A 16142-nucleotide genomic window follows, 5' to 3' on the forward strand; every position below is an offset into this window, starting at 1 on the left:
CGCAGCGGGGTTCTGGACCCGCGCGAACGCGTTCTTCACAGGCCTGGGCGTCACAGTCACCGCGGTGATGACCGACAACGGTTCCTGCTACCGGTCAGGCGCCTTCGCTGACGCGCTCGGCGACCATGTGAAGCACAAGTGGACCCGGCCATACCGGCCGCAGACCAACGGCAAGGTCGAGCGGTTCAACCGCACCCTCGCCGTCGAGTGGGCCTACGCGAAGCCCTACGCCAGCGAAGCCGAGCGCGCCGCAGCCTACGAGACCTGGCTCCATCACTACAATCACCACAGACCCCACACCGGGATCGGCGGCCAGACCCCCTCAGCCCGCGTTCACAACGTCACGGGGAAGTACATCTAGTGAGTGCGGATCTCGGTGACCTTGCCGTTCTGATACGCCAGGACGTAACCGTTGGAGAAGTTCTGGCGGGTCTGGCGGCCTTGGTGGTACTCGTTGCTCACCGGGCGCCCGTACCGGCTCTTCTCGGATCCACGTAAGGTCCACGTCTTGTAGATGGCCCCGCGGACCGGGAAGGTTTTGCCGTCGATTCCCCAGGTGATGGCGCCGGCCTCGAACCAGCTCATTCGGCGCACCCCGCCAGCTCGGCCGTTGACCTCATCGGATTTCGGCAGTCCCATCGCCGAGACCCCGCCGATCGACTGGAAGGTCGACCAGATGGCTCCCCGGATCAGGTAGGCATGGCCTCGCCCGGGGTTGTTGAGGATCCCGCCCTTCTGGAAGGTCACCCTCGAGTCGCCGTCGCTGGTGGCATAGCCCAACGAGCTGAGGGCGGTTGAGATGCCCAGTGACCGCCACTTGGTGGAGATCGCGCCGTGGAACTCGTGGGCTCCGGTGGCCCGGCTGTACGTGACGACGCCGTTGCGGAAGAACTGATAGGACCCGCCATCAGGAAGGTTGACCATCGGTGCCGTCGGGGCGCCCAGGAGGTTTCGTGCCACGGCGTACTTCGCCCCGATCGGGCCCGTCGTGGGATAGCCGGGAGCAGGGCTCGGTACGGACGCCAGTGCCGCCAGCTGTGTCGAGGAGCCGTTGAACTGGTTCTGATCGAACGGCGCGTCCGAGTACTGCCAGACGGTGTGGACCTGCCAGCCCATGGGCAGCGTCGAGGGCGCCGAGCGGTACGACGCGATCCACAGCAGATTCGTGGCCGCGAGGTTGGTTCCCACGCACATGTCCCACCAGCTCCGTGAGGTGTAGATGATCGGGTAGCGGCCCCATCGTGCGGCGTAGTAGCTGTCGAAGCTGGTGATCCAGGCGGTCATCTGGGACTGGCTCAGCCCGTAGCAGTCTCCGCCGCTGTACGGGTTGTACTCCAGGTCGAGAGCCCCAGGAAGGGTTCTCCCGTCGGCTGTCCAACCACCTCCGTTGTCGGAGAAGTACCTCGCCTGGTCGGCCCCCGAGGAGGAACTCGGAATGGCGAAGTGATACCTGCCGTGCAGCAGCCCGGTCTGAGAGGCGCCGGAGGCCTGGGTGGTGGACAGCGGATTGGTGTAGGTGTGGCCCTCGGTGGCCTTGACCCAGACGAAGCGGTAGCCAGCTGCCCAGCGGGAGGCCCAGTGGACGGTGCCGTCGTGGCTGCTGACGTCGAGCCCCGGGACTCCGGTGAGGGTGGTGACCGCAGTGCTGCTCCGCAGGCCCCGGACCGCAGCCGGCGCCTGCTCGTTGGCGCGGATCTGTGAGCCCATGGCGTGGTCGCCGGCGGTGCTCTGCGAGCTCTGGTCATCAGACGTGGTGGGGCTGGCAGTGCTGTCCGGGTCGGCGGTGCTCTGCGGGTTGGCAGGGCTGGTTAATGTAGAACTGCCGGTCGGCGTCGGACTGGGCGTCGTGGCCGGTGAGGCGAGGGCGACGGTCGGTGCGACCGTGGTCAACAGCGTGGCGGTGATGAGGGCCGTAAGAAGCGATGTGTGCCCATGTCTGCCAGTGCGCATGAATACCCTTCCGGGAGTGGGACGCGCTCATCCTATTGGGTGGCCTCCCGGGCCGGATCACCAGGTGGTGACCAGCCTGATCCGCTGCACGTCCAGGGCGTCGAGCCAGGCCGGGTCGCGCAGCAGCCGGGCCTCCCAGACCCGCTTGTCCCAGCCTCGGCCGAAGTGGCGCCTGGCCCAGGTGGACTCGGCTCCCGGGTGCAGGAAGATCTCGCTGGTTCCCTCGGGCAGGTGGGCCAGCAGCCACAGGTACTGGGCGCGCATCGCGGCGTAGTTGGGGATGAGGCCGCGCGGGAAGGGATTGGTGGTCGATTCCTCGGGCAGTGCCACTTCGGAGTGGTCGGCCAGTGCCACTGCTGCGGTGTGGCGGCGCCTCAACCACGGCGGCAGATAGGGCCCGGCCAGCAGCCGGGTGGAGCGGGGCAGCCGGAAGCCGAGCTGGTGATGCTGGCAGAAGTCGACGGCGACCTCCATCGGGCCCCGGTTGTCCGGTCGGCGGCCCGTCGCGGTCGACCGGGTCGCGGCAGACCTCGGGTCGCTCGGGAGTGGGGGAGCAGGTGGGGTGTGCAGCCCGTAGAGGGTGCCGCAGTGGGAGTCCAGCCTGATGGGGCGGAGGCCGAGCTCGACGGCTCGGTCGTACTGGGCCTGGAGTTCCTCGGCGATGATCCAGGGGTCGGCGCGCTTCTCGGCGAGGGCGGCGCTGACTGGAAGGATGCCATCTGGCTCTGCGAGTCGGCGTCCGGCCTCCGACAGCGGCTGCCAGCCGTCGCGGCCTCGTTCGGAGTTGGTGGCGAAGTGCAGGCTGACAGCGCATCTCCCCTGGTCGGCGAGCTGGGCCAGGGCGGCGGTGCGGGTGGGGGACAGGTCCGCGGCCAGTGCGAGCACCGTGGTCGAGGTCAGACATCCCTCGTCGATGAGTTCGAGCACCAGGTCGGCCGAGGCCGGGTCGTAGCCGAAGTCGTCGGCGTTGATCACCAGGCTGCGGTCCACGGCCCCATCGTGCCCCTCAGGTCAAGAGCGGCCGCGGCGACGGGTATCGCCAGTACCGCGCGCACTCGCTGACACCACTGATGGACAGGACAGACGAATTCACTTGTGATGCGGGTCCTGGATGATCCGTTGCAGACTGTGCACGACCTGCGACATCGACGGGTGGTTCGGGGCGAGCGCGCCGTGAAGAGTGAGGCCCTCGATGTAGGCGTCGACGTCACGGGCGAGGTCGGGCGGGAGATGGCGTTCGAGGGCGGTCCGGCTGCGCTGCATCCACTGTTCAGTGATGTCGCGGAACTCCGGGCGCCGGGCGGCGATCGTGTACAGCTCGTGGTTGAGGACCAGATCGCCGGCGTCGTCGCGGATGCCGCTCATGATGACGCCGGCGATCGCAGCGATCACCGAGTCCGTCCCCTCGGCCTCGGCGAGCGCGCTCTCCAGCGGCCCGCTCGCCCGCTCCGCGAACCGCTCGAACGCCTGATGGAGGAGGTCGTCCATGCCGGTGAAGTGGTAGGTCATCGACCCCAGGGGGACGCCGGCCTCCTCCGCGACCTTGCGGTGGGAGACGCCGGTGACGCCGTCGCGGGCGATCACGGCCAGGCATGCGTCGATGATGACGCTCTTGCGGTCTGCGTAAGTCATCGCGCTGGCACCTCCCGGATGACGCGTGCTGGATTGCCGACTGCGACGCAGTTCGGCGGAACATCGCGGGTGACGACCGCGCCGGCACCGATCACGGAGTTCTCTCCGATGCTGACCCCGGGGCAGACGATCACCCCGCCGCCCAGCCAGACGTTGTCGCCGATCATGATGGGGCGCGCGGCCTCCAGCTTCGCCCGCCGTGGCTCTGCCTCGACCGGATGGATCGGCGTGAGTAATTGCACGTTCGGGCCGATCTGACAGTCCGCACCGATCGTGGTCGTCGCGATGTCCAGCGCTGTCAGGTTGTAGTTGACGAAGGTGCGGTCGCCGATCACGATGTTCCTGCCGAGATCGACCTGAACGGGCGGACGCACCTCGACATCGGCACCCAGGCGCCCGAACAGCTCTGCCTGGAGCGGGCGGACATCCTCGCCGGCCAGGTCGGCCCGCTGGATGGCGCGCATGAGAGCGCGTGCTCTGGCCGCGATCGCCGAGATCTCCTCATCGCCCCAGACGTACCAGTCGCCGGCGCGCATCCGCTCCGCCTGGCTCCGGTCGTCATCGGCACCCTCACCCATCATCATGTGTACGATCGTACCAAAAAGTTGTACAGTCGTACGCATGACAGCGACTTCCCCATCTGACCGCCCCGTGCGGCACATTGACTGGTCCGAAGGTACCTGGACGAACCCGCCGGCCGACGTCCAGGTGTCCTCCGATGGCATCCTCCATGCGACAGCGGTGGAGGGCAGCGACGCCTGGCGGCACACCTCCTACGGCTTCGTGCACGACACGGAGCATGCGCTCGTCGCGCCCTTTGCACCCGGCTCCTCGATGGAGGTCGAGTTCGGCACCCCCTTCTCCCAGCAGTTCGACCAGGCCGGGATCTTCGTCCGTGCCTCCGACGAGCGCTGGGTGAAGGCAGGCATCGAGTTCGCCGATGGTGTCCCGCAGATCGGCGCCGTCGTCACCGACGGACGGTCCGACTGGTCGGCGACCCGCGCACCCGAGTGGATCGACACGCGAGCGGTGTTCCGGGTCAGTTGGGCCGACGATGCTCTGACGATTCGCGCACGCCGCACCGGGACCGACTGGCAGCTCGTCCGCGTGCTGCCCTTCGATGCGCAGGCCGGCGTGAGCGCGGGTCCATTCCTCTGCGCACCGACACGGTTCGGTCTCACGGTCCCCTTCCTCGACTGGCGTTCGGGTGAGCAGGACAGCTCGCTGCACTGACAGGCGGGCCGTCCTCACTCCTCTCAGCTGACGGTCTCGGGCAGCAGCCCGACCAGTTTCGACGCCGAGATCTCGGCATGCGTACCAGTGATCACCGAGACGATCCACGGTGGACAGTCGGGCGGCAGCGAGAGGCAGACAAGTCCGGCGGCCTGGGGTTTGTCGACCACGTGATGGGGGACCAGTGCGATGCCCAGTCCCCGGTGCACCAGATCGATGAGAGTGTGCACATCGTCCACGATGCACCCCATTCGCCGCCTGATCCCCTGCGCCCGGCAGGTGGCGTCGTTGAGGGATCGGATCCCCCACGACTCCCGGAAGTCGATGAACTCGAGATCTGTCAGCTCGTGCCACTGGGCATCGGTTCGCGAGGCCAGCCGATGGCCCGGCGGAACCATCGCGACGATGGGCTCGCGACCGATCTCGGCGCTGGTGACGGCGCCCAGATGCTCGGTCGTGGCGACGAAGGCGGCGTCCAGCAGACCGCTGTGGACCTGGTCGACGAGATCGTGGGATCCGGCCTGGGTGAACTGGATGTCGACCAGTGGGTATCGACGACGGAACCGTTCCAGCAGATCCGGCACGTCGACCAGTCCGAGGCACTGCTCGGCCCCGACCCGCAGCCGACCGGAGAGCGTCTGGGTCGCACCCACCGCGGCATCGCGAGCGGCCGCCGCCTGGGCGAGGGCTTGGCGGGCGAAGGGCAGGAAGGCGCGTCCCGCGTCGGTGAGTGAGACCTGCCTGGTGGTCCGCGCGAACAACTGCGAGGACAGCTCCTTCTCCAGGCTGCGGATGGCTGCCGACAGGCCTGACTGGGAGACCTGGCAGACGGCCGCCGCTCTGGTGAACTGTTGCTCGTCGGCCAGGGTGACGACGTACTCCAACTGACGCAATTCCATTCAGTGATCGCATCTCTCAATCGAATGGTTCCGAGGTGTTTTGCTTGCATGTGGCGGCTGCCTACTGTGATCCATGAGGACACCCCGCACCTGGAATGGTGACTCAGTGCCACGGCGCCGCACCGGCTCCCGTCGCGATGAGATCGGCCGGTCGTCTGTCACCGAATGACCGAACGTCCCACCCCCAGCACCACACCACGCAGAAAGGCATCGTCATGAAGACCTTCCCTCTCCCGGGAACGAGCATCCTCGCTCCGAATGTCGTCCTCGGACTCATGCGCATCGCCGACAAGTCCGATGAGGAGATCCGCGCCCTGGTTCACGAGGCGCGCGACGCCGGCATCGACTTCTTCGACCATGCCGATGTCTACGGAAACGAGCTGTACCAGTGTGAGCGCCGCTTCGCCGAGGCCATGCGGCTGACCCCCTCTGAGCGCGACGAGATCACGATCCAGACCAAGGCCGGGATCGTCAAGCAGGACGGGCCGTACTTCGATTTCTCCTACGACCACATCATCGAGTCGGTCGACGGCTCACTGAAGGCCCTCGGTACCGACCGCATCGACATCCTTCTGCTGCACCGCCCCGACGCACTCGTCGAGCCGGAGGAGGTCGCCCGCGTCTTCGACGATCTGGAGGCCGCCGGCAAGGTCCTTCACTTCGGCGTCTCCAACCACACGCCACGACAGATCGACCTGCTACGCAAGTTCGTGCGCCAGCCGATCGTCGCCAATCAGTTGCAGCTGTCCATCACCCATGAGCCGATCATCGCCCAGGGGCTGGCGGCGAACATGGTGGGAGAATCCCAGTCGGCGACCCTCGACGGTGGTGGAATCCTCGACTACTGCCGGGTCAACGACATCACCGTCCAGGCGTGGTCGCCCTTCCAGGCGGGGTTCTTCAACGGGGTGTTCCTCGGATCCCCCGAGTACCCGGAGCTCAACAAGGTCATCGACCGGTTGGCAGAGCTCCACGACGTGCCGCCGATGGCCATCGCCACGGCGTGGATCACGCGTCATCCCGCTCAGATGCAGGTGGTGCTCGGCACGACGAATCCCGACCGGGTGTCGGAGGCGGCCAGGGGATCCGATCTGGAGCTCACAAGGGCGGAGTGGTACGAAATGTTCCGCGCCTCCGGTCATCTCATCCCGTGATGACCGGAGTGCCTCAGCTGGGCTGCCAGCCCTCCGGTGGGTCCTCCCCGACCAGTCCGTCGATCGACTCGCGGATGAGGTCGGCGTGGCCGGTGTGTCGGCCGTACTCCTCGACCAGGTCGCAGACGAACCGGCGCAGGGTCGGCCGCTGGCCCTGCCAGGTGACCTCGGTGAGCTGGTCCAGGCCGCCGTCGTCGAGCAGTTCATCGAGGCGACGCCGTGACGCCGCCACGGTGGAGTCGTAGAGCGCGTAGAGCTCGGCGGGGGAGTCGTTGGCCGCGGAATGGAAGTCCCAGTCGGCGTCGGCCTCCCAGTCGACGGAGGTCCACGGCTCACCGGGGTCGAGTCGGTAGGTCTTCCAGGTGAACTGGGTGGCCTCCACGAAGGACAGGTGCTTGAGCAGGCCGCCGAGGGTGAGCTCGGAGGAGCTGATCCGGGCATTGAGCTGATCGGCGTTCAGTCCGCCGGCCTTCCACCTGAAGGTGGCGCGCAGTCGGTCGAGCATGCCGATCAGGTGCTCGCGTTCGGTGCCGGCCAGCGGCGGTTCGATGGGCCAGGTCTCGGTCATCCGGCCACGGTAGCGAGGGGTCGGGTCACAGCCATGGGCCGGATGGGCTCAGTGCAGGGCCATCGGATGGACGGTCGCGCGGACCAGCCGGGCAGGCCCGGCGGCGGTCAGTCGCATACCGGTGGCGCCCGGGCCGGGGCGGATGGCCGAGGTGATCGTGGTCAGACCGTCGGGGCTGAACACCTCGACGCGATCGGCGTCGGCGATGATCCGCAGCCACACCCGTCGCATCACGCCGAGGCTGGATGCCGGCCAGCGCACAGTGGTCGAGGCGCTGCTGGCGCGCAGCAGCTGTTCGGCGGGCACTCCCGGTCCGGGGTGCGGGGTGGTGAACCACTGGGTGAACTCGGTGGCCCCGCTCTGGCTGCGGTCCAGTGTCAGCGAGCCCTCGGCGGGGCGCCACACGATGTCGGTGTGGACTCTCGAGTCGCAGCGCACCTGGAGGATGACGGCGGCGCAGTGGTCGTAGGCCGAGGCCTCCAGTTCGACCTCCGCGTCGATCGACTGGCCCCCGAGGCCCGACAGCGGGTCGCAGCAGGCGGTGATGGGCTGGCCGGTGACGGTGCGGGTGGCGGCCAGCTGGCCGGTGACCTCGGTGAGCGGGTGGCAGCTCAGACGCGGGCCCGCCGGGGTGCGCACCAGGGCGAGTTCGCGGGTGGTGCAGGATGCCGGCATCCCGGGGACGGGCCCGCCGCAGGAGGTCGCGGTGAGGTGGGGGTAGTCCTCGTTGCCGAGGGTGGCGATCATGGTCCGGCGGCCGGTGGCCGCATCCAGATGGCTGACCGGGCGGTAGAGGTCGCGGCCGAGGTCGACGCGCAGCACCTGTTCGGGTCGGGTGTCCGGGGTGAAGCGGCGGCCGTCCCAGTTGCCGACGGCGTACCGGGTGGTTGAGCCGTTGGTCTGCGGGGCGGCGGTGGAGGTCCACCACAGGACCCACCTGGTGACGCCGTGCAGCGACAGCGGGAAGAGGTCGGGGTGGCTGAGGTTGCCGCCGTCATGCCATCGGGGGCCGCCGAAGCTGCCCGACGGCGTCCACGAGAGCTGGTCGGAGGAGATCTGGAACTGCAGACGATCGCCCAGCGGGGTGATCCTCACCCACTGGCGGTGGGCGTCGTCGCGGATGATCCGCGGATCGCCCGAGGCCGAGGCGACGGTGGGCTCGCCGGGTCGCGAACCCTCAACAGTCCCAAGCATGCTCTCCCATCCCTGCCATAGTTCCCTGTCCAAGACTTAAGCAGCCTAGACGACATTCCTGTGACCTCCTGCCGGGACAGTGGCTCGGCAGGATGCCTGTCCGGGCGTCGTCCATGAGGTGAGGAGGAGTCGTCCGACAGTTCATCGAGTGGAACCGTGGGTCCGGTGCGGGTGCCTTGTCCCGAGTGACTCAGAACCCCGAAGCGAGCTCGTCGTATGCGGGGAGGGCAAGGAGAGAGTGAAGGTGGCACCGCAGCCCCTTCCACCGCTTGTGGCCGTGAGAGTGCCGCCGTGGGCCTCGGCGAGCGCCCGGGAAATAGTGAGTCCGATACCGGATCCATTCTTGTCCTCGGCGCGGGCGGTGCTTCCCCGGTAGAATCGTTCGAAAGCCTGGCCGAGTTCTTCAGACGTCATACCTTCGCCGTTGTCTGAGACAGCGACGCTGATGTCGTCGGCGCTTCGGTCTGCTGTGATCGAGACGATCCCGCCCCGAGGCGTATGGCGGAGTGCATTGTTGAGCAGATTCGCCAGGATCTGCGCAAATCGTTGTGGGTCGACCCTGACGAGGCCAGCAGACACCTGAACCGACAGCTGCACGCTTTTCGATTCGAACTGTGGCCCGAACTGCGAGACCGACGACTCGATCAGCGTCTGCAGCGAGTGCACGCTGAGATCGAGGCTGACCCGGCCCTCCTCGGCCCGGGAGACGTCATCCAGGTCTCGTGCGAGTCGCGTGAGCCGCTCAGCCTGGCGCTCCAGAACGTGCCTCGTGTCGTCATCCCATGTGAGCACTCCGTCGCTGACTCCCTCCAGGTATGCATTGAGCGTGGCGACCGGAGTGCGCATCTCGTGCGCCAGGTTCGACAGCAGTCGGCGTCTGGTGGCTTCCGTGTTCTCGAGTCGCTCTGCCATGTCATTGAGTGACGTCGCCAGGAGGGCGAACTCCGGGACACCTCCAGCCGCTGTGGCCCGTGCGGAAAGGTCACCGCTACTCAGCCGAGTGGCAGTGTCGGTGAGATCGGTCAGCGGGGTGCTGAATCGGCGGGCGAGGTACCAGGTAATCATCAGTGCCGCTGCCAGGGCGATCACAAGTCCGATGCTCAGCGAGATGATGTTGGCGCTCTCGAACGCCGCCTCGATGTGGGAGAACTGCGGGGAGGTCTCCTTCTCGCCGGCCTCGATGAGGTGCTCATGAAACAGCCGGGGTCCGATCGCGCTGGCGACGAGTCCTGCACTGATACTGATCGCCAGCAGGACAATGACCTGGGCGACGAACAGTCGTGTTCCAATGCGCCATGACCCTCGCCTCGTCATCGCGACGCCATTCGGTATCCGACGCCGCGGACGGTCACGATGAACAGTGGCTCGTCAGAGTCATCTCCGAGCTTCTTGCGCAGGTTGGCGACGTGAACATCGACCACATGGTCGTCGCCGACCCATGAGGCGTCCCAGACCGCATCGACGATCTGGCGTCGACTGACAACCATCTGAGGACGGGAGGTCAGTGCGTCCAGGATGTCGAACTCGGTGCGGGTGAGATGCACCTCGTGGCCCGCGACCCAGACTCGTCTGCCGTCGCTGTCCACGCGCAGATCCCCGAACACTCGGATGTCGGCGGGGACAGCCTTCCTCGATGCCCGGGGGCGGCGCAGTACCGTCTGGACCCGGGCCACCAGCTCACGGTTGCTGAACGGCTTGACCAGATAGTCGTCGGCTCCCACGGTCAGACCCACGATGCGGTCGACCTCGTCGCCGCGTGCGGTGAGCATCAGGATGTAGCAGTCCGAGAAGGTCCGCATCCTGCGGCAGACCTCGATCCCGTCCATACCTGGCAGCCCGAGATCCAGGATGACGACATCGGGATCCTCGGCCCTCGCGAGTGTCAGGGCCTCCGGGCCGGTGTGGGCCTTGATGCTGCGGTGACCGGCCTTCGTCAGATATGACGCCACCACAGCCGCGAGTGCTTTCTCGTCGTCAACGACCAGGACCGTCGACTGGGCCGCGGTGCTGCTGCTCATGGGGGCCAGTGTATGAGGCGAACCATCCCTGACCGACCCTGATCTGGATGGGGGGCGGCATCTTGACCCAACCTGAACACATCCCAGACCAGGCGTTGACGAGGGGGAGCCAGAGTCGCTTCTGGGTTCCGAGACGAAGGGGCGAAGATGCTGGTGCTCGTGGTGGTGGCGCTCTTGACCACCTTCTGGTGCCTCGTTCTTCTCACGGTCTGCGTGCTGTTCTCAGACGAGTGAGTTGTACGAGATTCAGACGTGGAAGCGCAGGGGCCTCGGCGTCCGCGAAGAGACCTTGACCGCATCTTGACAGAACACGTACCGAATTCTGACGTCGCTGACGAACAATCATATCGAAACCATCCATCGTATGGAGGAGAATCCCGTGGACGCCAGCCATACCCATGAAGCTGCAGAACCGACGCCGAGCAGCACGGAAGATTTTGACTTTCTTGCGGAGGGGGAATATTCAACCTTGCGCGCACCCGATGTATCGACCGAATCCATCTCTCAACCGATGGAGCGATCCGAACGTGGTGAGCGGAAATGGTGGATGCATCTACTGATGTGTGCGCCGATGTTTGCTGCGGTCGGCTATCTCATTCTCAGAGGGACATTCTCAGTAACGGCTTTGGCATATCCCATCCTGTGCATGGTCATGATGAGCGCGATGATGGCCCTCATGGGCCATGGGTCTCATCACGACGCCGGATCCGGGCGGCATCATTGACCCCACCCGGAAGCGATTCTGGACCGGGAGCTGCTGCGAACATCGCTCTGCTCGTGCGTTCGGGACGCGGCACCGCCTCCCGTGAGGGGATGCATGGGTCTCCAGCGAGCGGCCTGGCCGCCGGCCGCTCGCATCTTGAGAGAACCTTGATGCCTTCTTGATGGCGTGCCGACGACCCGTTGCTTGACTGGCAGACATGTGCCCGAGACGAACGAACCCAGCTCTGCGTGCCGACGGGCGACCTCCTCTCGTCACCCTGGTTCGAACTGAGGCCTGTCATTTCTGCAATGACGCGCACGCCGAACTTCGCAGACTGGCCGACGATGGGTTGATCGTCCTCGAGGAACATGACGCGGAGTCGCCGACGGGAAAGGAACTGATCAGTCTGCACCGCCCGGCGATGTTCCCGCTGGTGCTCATCGACGGATCGTTCTTCAGCTCAGGGCGGCTTCCAGGAAGAAAACTTGCACACACACTGACGTCACGAAAGTGAGCGCTGATGGGATCAGAGTCACTCGCCACCGGAAGTATTCTGGCAGCATTCTTTGCCGGGATGGTTGCGCTGTTCGCGCCTTGCTGCATCGTATTTCTGGCGCCCTCCTACCTGGCAGCGGCGATCAAGAACAACCGCTGGCGACTGCTACCGCTCACTTTCGTGTTCGCAGCAGGGCTTGCTCTCGTCCTGGTACCGATCACTCTGGGCGTCAGTCTCATCGCGGGTGCTATCGCCCGATATCACGAAGTCCTCTACTGGGCCGGTGGACTGCTGATGATCGGTCTCGGGATACTTGCGCTGAGCGGACGGATGTGGTCGATGCCATCGACGCTCCGGGCTCCCGCCGCTGACCGCGGCGACTCCGCAACGTTCTTCAGTCTCGGCGTCTTCTCAGGAATCGCCTCAAGTTGCTGCGCCCCGGTTCTCGTGGGTGTGATGACCCTTTCGGCGTTGTCGGGGAACCCAGGCGGAGGCCTCCTTCTCGGCCTTGCATTTGTCTTTGGAATGGTGATCCCACTGTTCGTCATGGCGCTGCTCTGGGATGCAGTGGGCTTGAGCAGACATCGCTGGGGCCAGGCCCGACCGTTGAGAATCAGCCTGCCAGGAGGGGTCCTGCGCACCAATACGATCAACCTGTTGGTTGCAGCGGGCTTCACGGTGATGGGCGTCTGGATCATCACGCTGGCCAGTTCCGAAACCATGACCGGACCGGGCAACGATTTTCAGCGGACGGCGGGCGCATCGGTGACCCGGGCCGCCCACTCCATCCTCACCTGGCTTCAGCCAGTTCCCGAACCGATCCTCGGCATCGGCCTGCTCGGCGTGGCGCTCTCATTCGTATGGTTCACCTTACGTGACCGGAGGCGCGATTCTGCTCGGATCAGTCCTCAGATTCATCAATCCGAACACGGTGAATCTGAGCCCTGCCAAAGCTGCCATGAAACCCACACCCCTTCAACTCGATGAGGTCATCGTCGTGAATACCTTGGATGTCCATAAGAAGTCAAGACGCGAAGCCCTGCGTGCTCAGCGAGAACGGGAGGACAGGACAGAGATCGTCAGAAAAAGGGTTCGTCTGGCGACGACAGTAATGGCGTGTGTCCTTGTGACGGCTCTTGTCGCGTTCGGACTGTGGAACGCGCGGCCTGAATCGCGGGCCACCTCCGAGGCGGCACCCGACTTCACACTGCAGACCACTGCGGGCAGCACGGTCTCCCTGTCTGATTACCGGGGTCGTCCGGTCCTGCTGTACTTCAACGAGGGCGCTGGATGCGGCGCATGTACCGAGCAGATGGCCGCCATCGAGAAAGACCCTGGGTTCACCAGGGCGGGCATCGCAGTCCTTCCAATTGTCATGAACACGGCCGCTCAGATTGAGCCCGATCTCAAGCAATACGGCGTCACCACCCCGTACCTCCTCGACGACGGCACGGTCTCAAAAGAATACGATGCCCTGGGAAAAGGAATGCACGAGAACTTGCCTGGTCACGGGTTCGTCCTCATCAACGCGAAGGGTGACCAGGTCTGGCAAGGGAACTATCCTTCGATGTGGATTGCGCCGACGGACCTCCTCAAGAAGGTGAATGCAGAGATCTGACCCAGGCCGTCAGGTGTCTGGCGAATGGCGTATCGGTGACTGGCTCGCGGAATGCTCCCGGGCCTCGGAACTCGGCTCCGGGTCATTGCGATGCGCGGAGTGGCTGGGCAGCGTCGGCTCGATCACCGTGCCGTCGGAACGCAGCCGGCCAGCGATGTCGCTCATGGTGGGGGGCTCCGTGAGTCTCGAGTGGAGCTCCAGAGGAACGGTGGTGGGTCCTTCCGGCCTCACCGCCACCTCCTGTCCGCGCACCCTCAGGGTGGTGGCAGGGCCGTCCTCCAGAGTCAGTTCGACCTCCCCGGGGCGCAGCTCCACCCGCACCCGTGATCCTGCCAGGGTGATCCGGAACCGCAGGCCCTGCCAGCTGTCAGGCAACCGCGGGTCCAACTGTGGCACGCCGGTGTCGTCCCGCATCCCGCCGAAGCCGTACACCAGTGCACTCCAGACGCCGCCTGCCGAGGCGATGTGGATGCCGTCGTCGGCGTTGTGATGCAGATCGGCCAGATCGATGTACACCAGGTTCGTGAAGTGGTGCACCGCTCGGGCGACATGCCCGATGTCAGCGGCCATGATCGCCTGGGCCACCGCCGACAGACTCGAGTCGCCGGTGGTGAGCGGCTCGTAGTAGTTGAAGTCGCGCAGCTTGTCCTCGCTCGAGAACTGGTCGGAGTGGAGGAACTCCGCCAGCACCACATCGGCCTGCTTGAGGACCTGGTAGCGATAGATCACCAGTGGGTGGAAGTGGAGCAGCAGAGGCCGGTCGGCGTCCGGGGTGTGCGGCAGGTCCCACACCTCCTTGAAGAGGAACTGGTCGTCCTGAGGGTGGACCTGCAGTTCCTCGTCGTAAGCGATGAACATCCGTTCCGCGGCGTCCTGCCAGTCGTTCACCTCGTCGGGGCGCAGACCGACCCGCTCGACCATCCGGGTGTAGGCGTCCGGACGGTTCTGCTCGAGGGCTCGGACGGTGCGGACCGCATCCCACAGGTTCCCCCGCGCCATGATGTTCGTGTAGAGGTTGTCGTCGACCACCGTGGTGTACTCGTCGGGGCCGGTCACCCCGTCGATGTGGAACCACCGATCACCGTCCTGACGGAAGAAGCCGAGGTCGAACCACATCCTGGCGGTCTCCACCAGCAGGTCGACACCGGTGCAGGTCAGGAAGTCCCAGTCCCCCGAGGCGCGGGCGTAGAGCATCAGCGCGTAGGCGATGTCAGCGTCGATATGGAACTGCGCGGTGCCCTGAGCGTAGTTCGCCGAGGCCTCCAGCCCGTTGATGGTGCGCCAGGGGAAGAGTGCCCCCTCCATGTTGATCTCCCGGGCCCGACGCCGGGCCGCCGGAAGCATGGTCCAACGGAACCGCAGCGCCGATCTGGAGATCTCCGGCGTCGTGTAGGAGAGGAACGGCAGGACGTAGATCTCGCCGTCCCAGAAGTAGTGCCCGGAGTACCCGGTCCCCGTGAGCCCTTTCGCCGGGATCCCGTGTCCTTCCGAGCAGGCAGCGGCCTGGGCGACGTGGAAGATGTTGAACCGGATCGCCTGCTGCAGGTCCGGCCGGCCAAGGACCTCCACATCACTGCGCTGCCAGAAGCCGTTCATCCACTCCCGTTGCTCGCCGTACAAGCGGTCCGCTCCGATGGCCACGGCGTCGTCGAGGCTGCGACGGCAACGCTGGATGAGCTCGCCGGGCTGTGAGGACCGCGAGGTGTGGTACGCGACGTACTTGACGAGCCGCACAGTGTGACCGCGACGAGCATGAACCCGGAACTCGTGAGAGACCGCATCGGCATGGTGCTCCTCGTGCTCGAGGATCTCCTCCGGGCTGGAGCACCGGTGGTCGACCCCGATTCCCAGCGTCATCCCCGAGGCAGCGGTGTGGTATCCCAGGTAGCTGCGCGGGCCATCGCACCACAGGTCGGTGGACTGCAGGACGTGGGCCTCCATCCCGCCGGCCTTGCGGGGATCGGGGACCACCGCCCGGTCCCACTCCGCGGTCGGTGACGGCGGCGCGGCGGTGTGCGAGGCCGGATCGGCGTCCAGCCGGTTGACCACCGAGCTGACCACGGTGAGCGGGAGATCGCCATCCAACGGGGTGACCTCCAGCTCCATCACCGCCAGGTGCCGGTGAGTGAACGAGACGATTCGCCGGGAGACGACGTGGAGCCGGACACCGACCGGGGTACGCCAGATGAGGTCTCGCTCGAGCAGACCGCGACGCAGGTCGAGGGTTCGCTCGTAGCGCTCCAGATCGGCCACCGGAAGGTGCAGTGGCTCATCGGCGGCGTGGATCCGCATCACGGTCGGGTCGGGGACCGGCAGCATGGTCTGCCCCGCCCGTGCGTAGCCGTAGGCCTCCTCTGCGTGATGGATCGGGAAGCTCTCGTGAAATCCGTTGATGAACGTGCCCGGGCAGACGGCGTCATGCCCCTCCTCGGAGGAGCCGCGGATACCGAGGTATCCGTTCCCCACCGCGAAGAGGGTCTCGGCGGTCTCCGGTTGCAGCGGCAGCGCTGTCTCGCGAAGAGCCCAGGGATCCACCGGATAACGGTTCCGGTCCATCGGGTCGCCGCTCGTCATGATCGGGGCGCTGACTGCCCGGTCGCCTCCAGGCTGTGACCTCCGGAGTCGATCCCGCCATTGCAGGCCTGAGTGATGTCCATGTCCACCCCTTCGTGCGCCA

The 16142-nt window shown here is 66.0% G+C and carries 16 protein-coding genes; 6 read left to right on the forward strand and 10 right to left on the reverse strand.

Annotated features, from left to right (window positions below; genetic code table 11):
• On the forward strand, positions 1–361 hold a 361-nt coding region (locus G554_RS0104675), incomplete at its 5' end, for an integrase core domain-containing protein (protein ID WP_027587002.1).
• Here the strand turns inward: G554_RS0104675 and G554_RS16950 are convergent.
• From G554_RS16950 to G554_RS0104695, 4 genes are all read right to left on the reverse strand, one after another.
• Positions 358–1890, reverse strand: coding sequence for a GH25 family lysozyme (locus G554_RS16950; protein ID WP_154654176.1), 1533 nt, complete (start codon positions 1888–1890; stop codon positions 358–360). The genes G554_RS0104675 and G554_RS16950 overlap by 4 nt on opposite strands.
• A 117-nt stretch (positions 1891–2007) precedes the next feature.
• Positions 2008–2940: a ChbG/HpnK family deacetylase gene (locus tag G554_RS0104685; protein WP_027587003.1), complete on the reverse strand. Its 933-nt coding sequence runs from the start codon at positions 2938–2940 to the stop codon at positions 2008–2010.
• Between the two features lie 99 nt (positions 2941–3039).
• Complete coding sequence (locus G554_RS14710; protein WP_036924659.1) at positions 3040–3582, reverse strand: TetR/AcrR family transcriptional regulator; 543 nt, start codon at positions 3580–3582, stop codon at positions 3040–3042.
• Positions 3579–4118, reverse strand: a complete 540-nt coding sequence (locus G554_RS0104695; RefSeq protein ID WP_245569948.1) for a sugar O-acetyltransferase — start codon at positions 4116–4118, stop codon at positions 3579–3581. Before G554_RS0104695 ends, G554_RS14710 begins: the two co-directional genes overlap by 4 nt.
• Positions 4119–4203: 85 nt before the next feature.
• Here G554_RS0104695 and G554_RS0104700 point away from each other — a divergent pair, with 85 nt between their 5' ends.
• Positions 4204–4815, forward strand: coding sequence for a DUF1349 domain-containing protein (locus G554_RS0104700; protein ID WP_036924661.1), 612 nt, complete (start codon positions 4204–4206; stop codon positions 4813–4815).
• A 23-nt stretch (positions 4816–4838) separates the two neighbouring features.
• Here the strand turns inward: G554_RS0104700 and G554_RS0104705 are convergent, their stop codons facing one another.
• A complete protein-coding gene (locus G554_RS0104705; protein ID WP_027587006.1) occupies positions 4839–5714 on the reverse strand; it encodes a LysR family transcriptional regulator in 876 nt (291 codons plus the stop codon).
• Positions 5715–5929: 215 nt separating this feature from the next.
• On the opposite strand from G554_RS0104705, the gene G554_RS0104710 reads away from it, so the two are divergent.
• Positions 5930–6868: an aldo/keto reductase gene (locus G554_RS0104710; RefSeq protein ID WP_027587007.1), complete on the forward strand. Its 939-nt coding sequence runs from the start codon at positions 5930–5932 to the stop codon at positions 6866–6868.
• Between the two features lie 13 nt (positions 6869–6881).
• On the opposite strand, the gene G554_RS0104715 is transcribed toward G554_RS0104710, so the two are convergent.
• The 4 genes from G554_RS0104715 to G554_RS0104730 all read right to left on the reverse strand — a co-directional run bounded on the left by G554_RS0104715 (position 6882) and on the right by G554_RS0104730 (position 10648).
• On the reverse strand, positions 6882–7436 hold the full coding sequence (locus G554_RS0104715; protein ID WP_027587008.1) for a mycothiol transferase: 555 nt from the start codon (positions 7434–7436) through the stop codon (positions 6882–6884).
• Between the two features lie 48 nt (positions 7437–7484).
• Positions 7485–8630, reverse strand: a complete 1146-nt coding sequence (locus tag G554_RS0104720) for a GH32 C-terminal domain-containing protein (RefSeq protein WP_027587009.1) — start codon at positions 8628–8630, stop codon at positions 7485–7487.
• A gap of 141 nt (positions 8631–8771) precedes the next feature.
• Positions 8772–9944, reverse strand: a complete 1173-nt coding sequence (locus G554_RS14715) for a sensor histidine kinase (RefSeq protein ID WP_071162156.1) — start codon at positions 9942–9944, stop codon at positions 8772–8774.
• A complete protein-coding gene (locus G554_RS0104730) occupies positions 9941–10648 on the reverse strand; it encodes a response regulator transcription factor (protein ID WP_027587010.1) in 708 nt (235 codons plus the stop codon). The genes G554_RS14715 and G554_RS0104730 overlap by 4 nt, the downstream gene beginning before the upstream one ends.
• A 379-nt stretch (positions 10649–11027) precedes the next feature.
• On the opposite strand from G554_RS0104730, the gene G554_RS17560 reads away from it, so the two are divergent.
• The 3 genes from G554_RS17560 to G554_RS0104750 all read left to right on the forward strand — a co-directional run bounded on the left by G554_RS17560 (position 11028) and on the right by G554_RS0104750 (position 13465).
• Positions 11028–11372: a hypothetical protein gene (locus tag G554_RS17560; RefSeq protein WP_154654178.1), complete on the forward strand. Its 345-nt coding sequence runs from the start codon at positions 11028–11030 to the stop codon at positions 11370–11372.
• Between the two features lie 499 nt (positions 11373–11871).
• Positions 11872–12834, forward strand: a complete 963-nt coding sequence (locus tag G554_RS0104745) for a cytochrome c biogenesis CcdA family protein (protein ID WP_027587011.1) — start codon at positions 11872–11874, stop codon at positions 12832–12834.
• Complete coding sequence (locus tag G554_RS0104750) at positions 12806–13465, forward strand: peroxiredoxin family protein (protein ID WP_084648318.1); 660 nt, start codon at positions 12806–12808, stop codon at positions 13463–13465. The genes G554_RS0104745 and G554_RS0104750 overlap by 29 nt, the downstream gene beginning before the upstream one ends.
• A gap of 9 nt (positions 13466–13474) precedes the next feature.
• Here G554_RS0104750 and G554_RS14720 read toward each other — a convergent pair whose 3' ends face one another.
• Positions 13475–16039 carry a glycoside hydrolase family 65 protein gene (locus tag G554_RS14720; RefSeq protein ID WP_071162157.1) on the reverse strand — a complete coding sequence of 855 codons (2565 nt, stop codon included), beginning with the start codon at positions 16037–16039 and terminating at the stop codon, positions 13475–13477.
• Positions 16040–16142 lie beyond the last annotated feature (103 nt).

It is taken from the genome of Acidipropionibacterium thoenii DSM 20276 (assembly GCF_000423445.1).
GTDB classification, from domain to species: domain Bacteria; phylum Actinomycetota; class Actinomycetes; order Propionibacteriales; family Propionibacteriaceae; genus Acidipropionibacterium; species Acidipropionibacterium thoenii.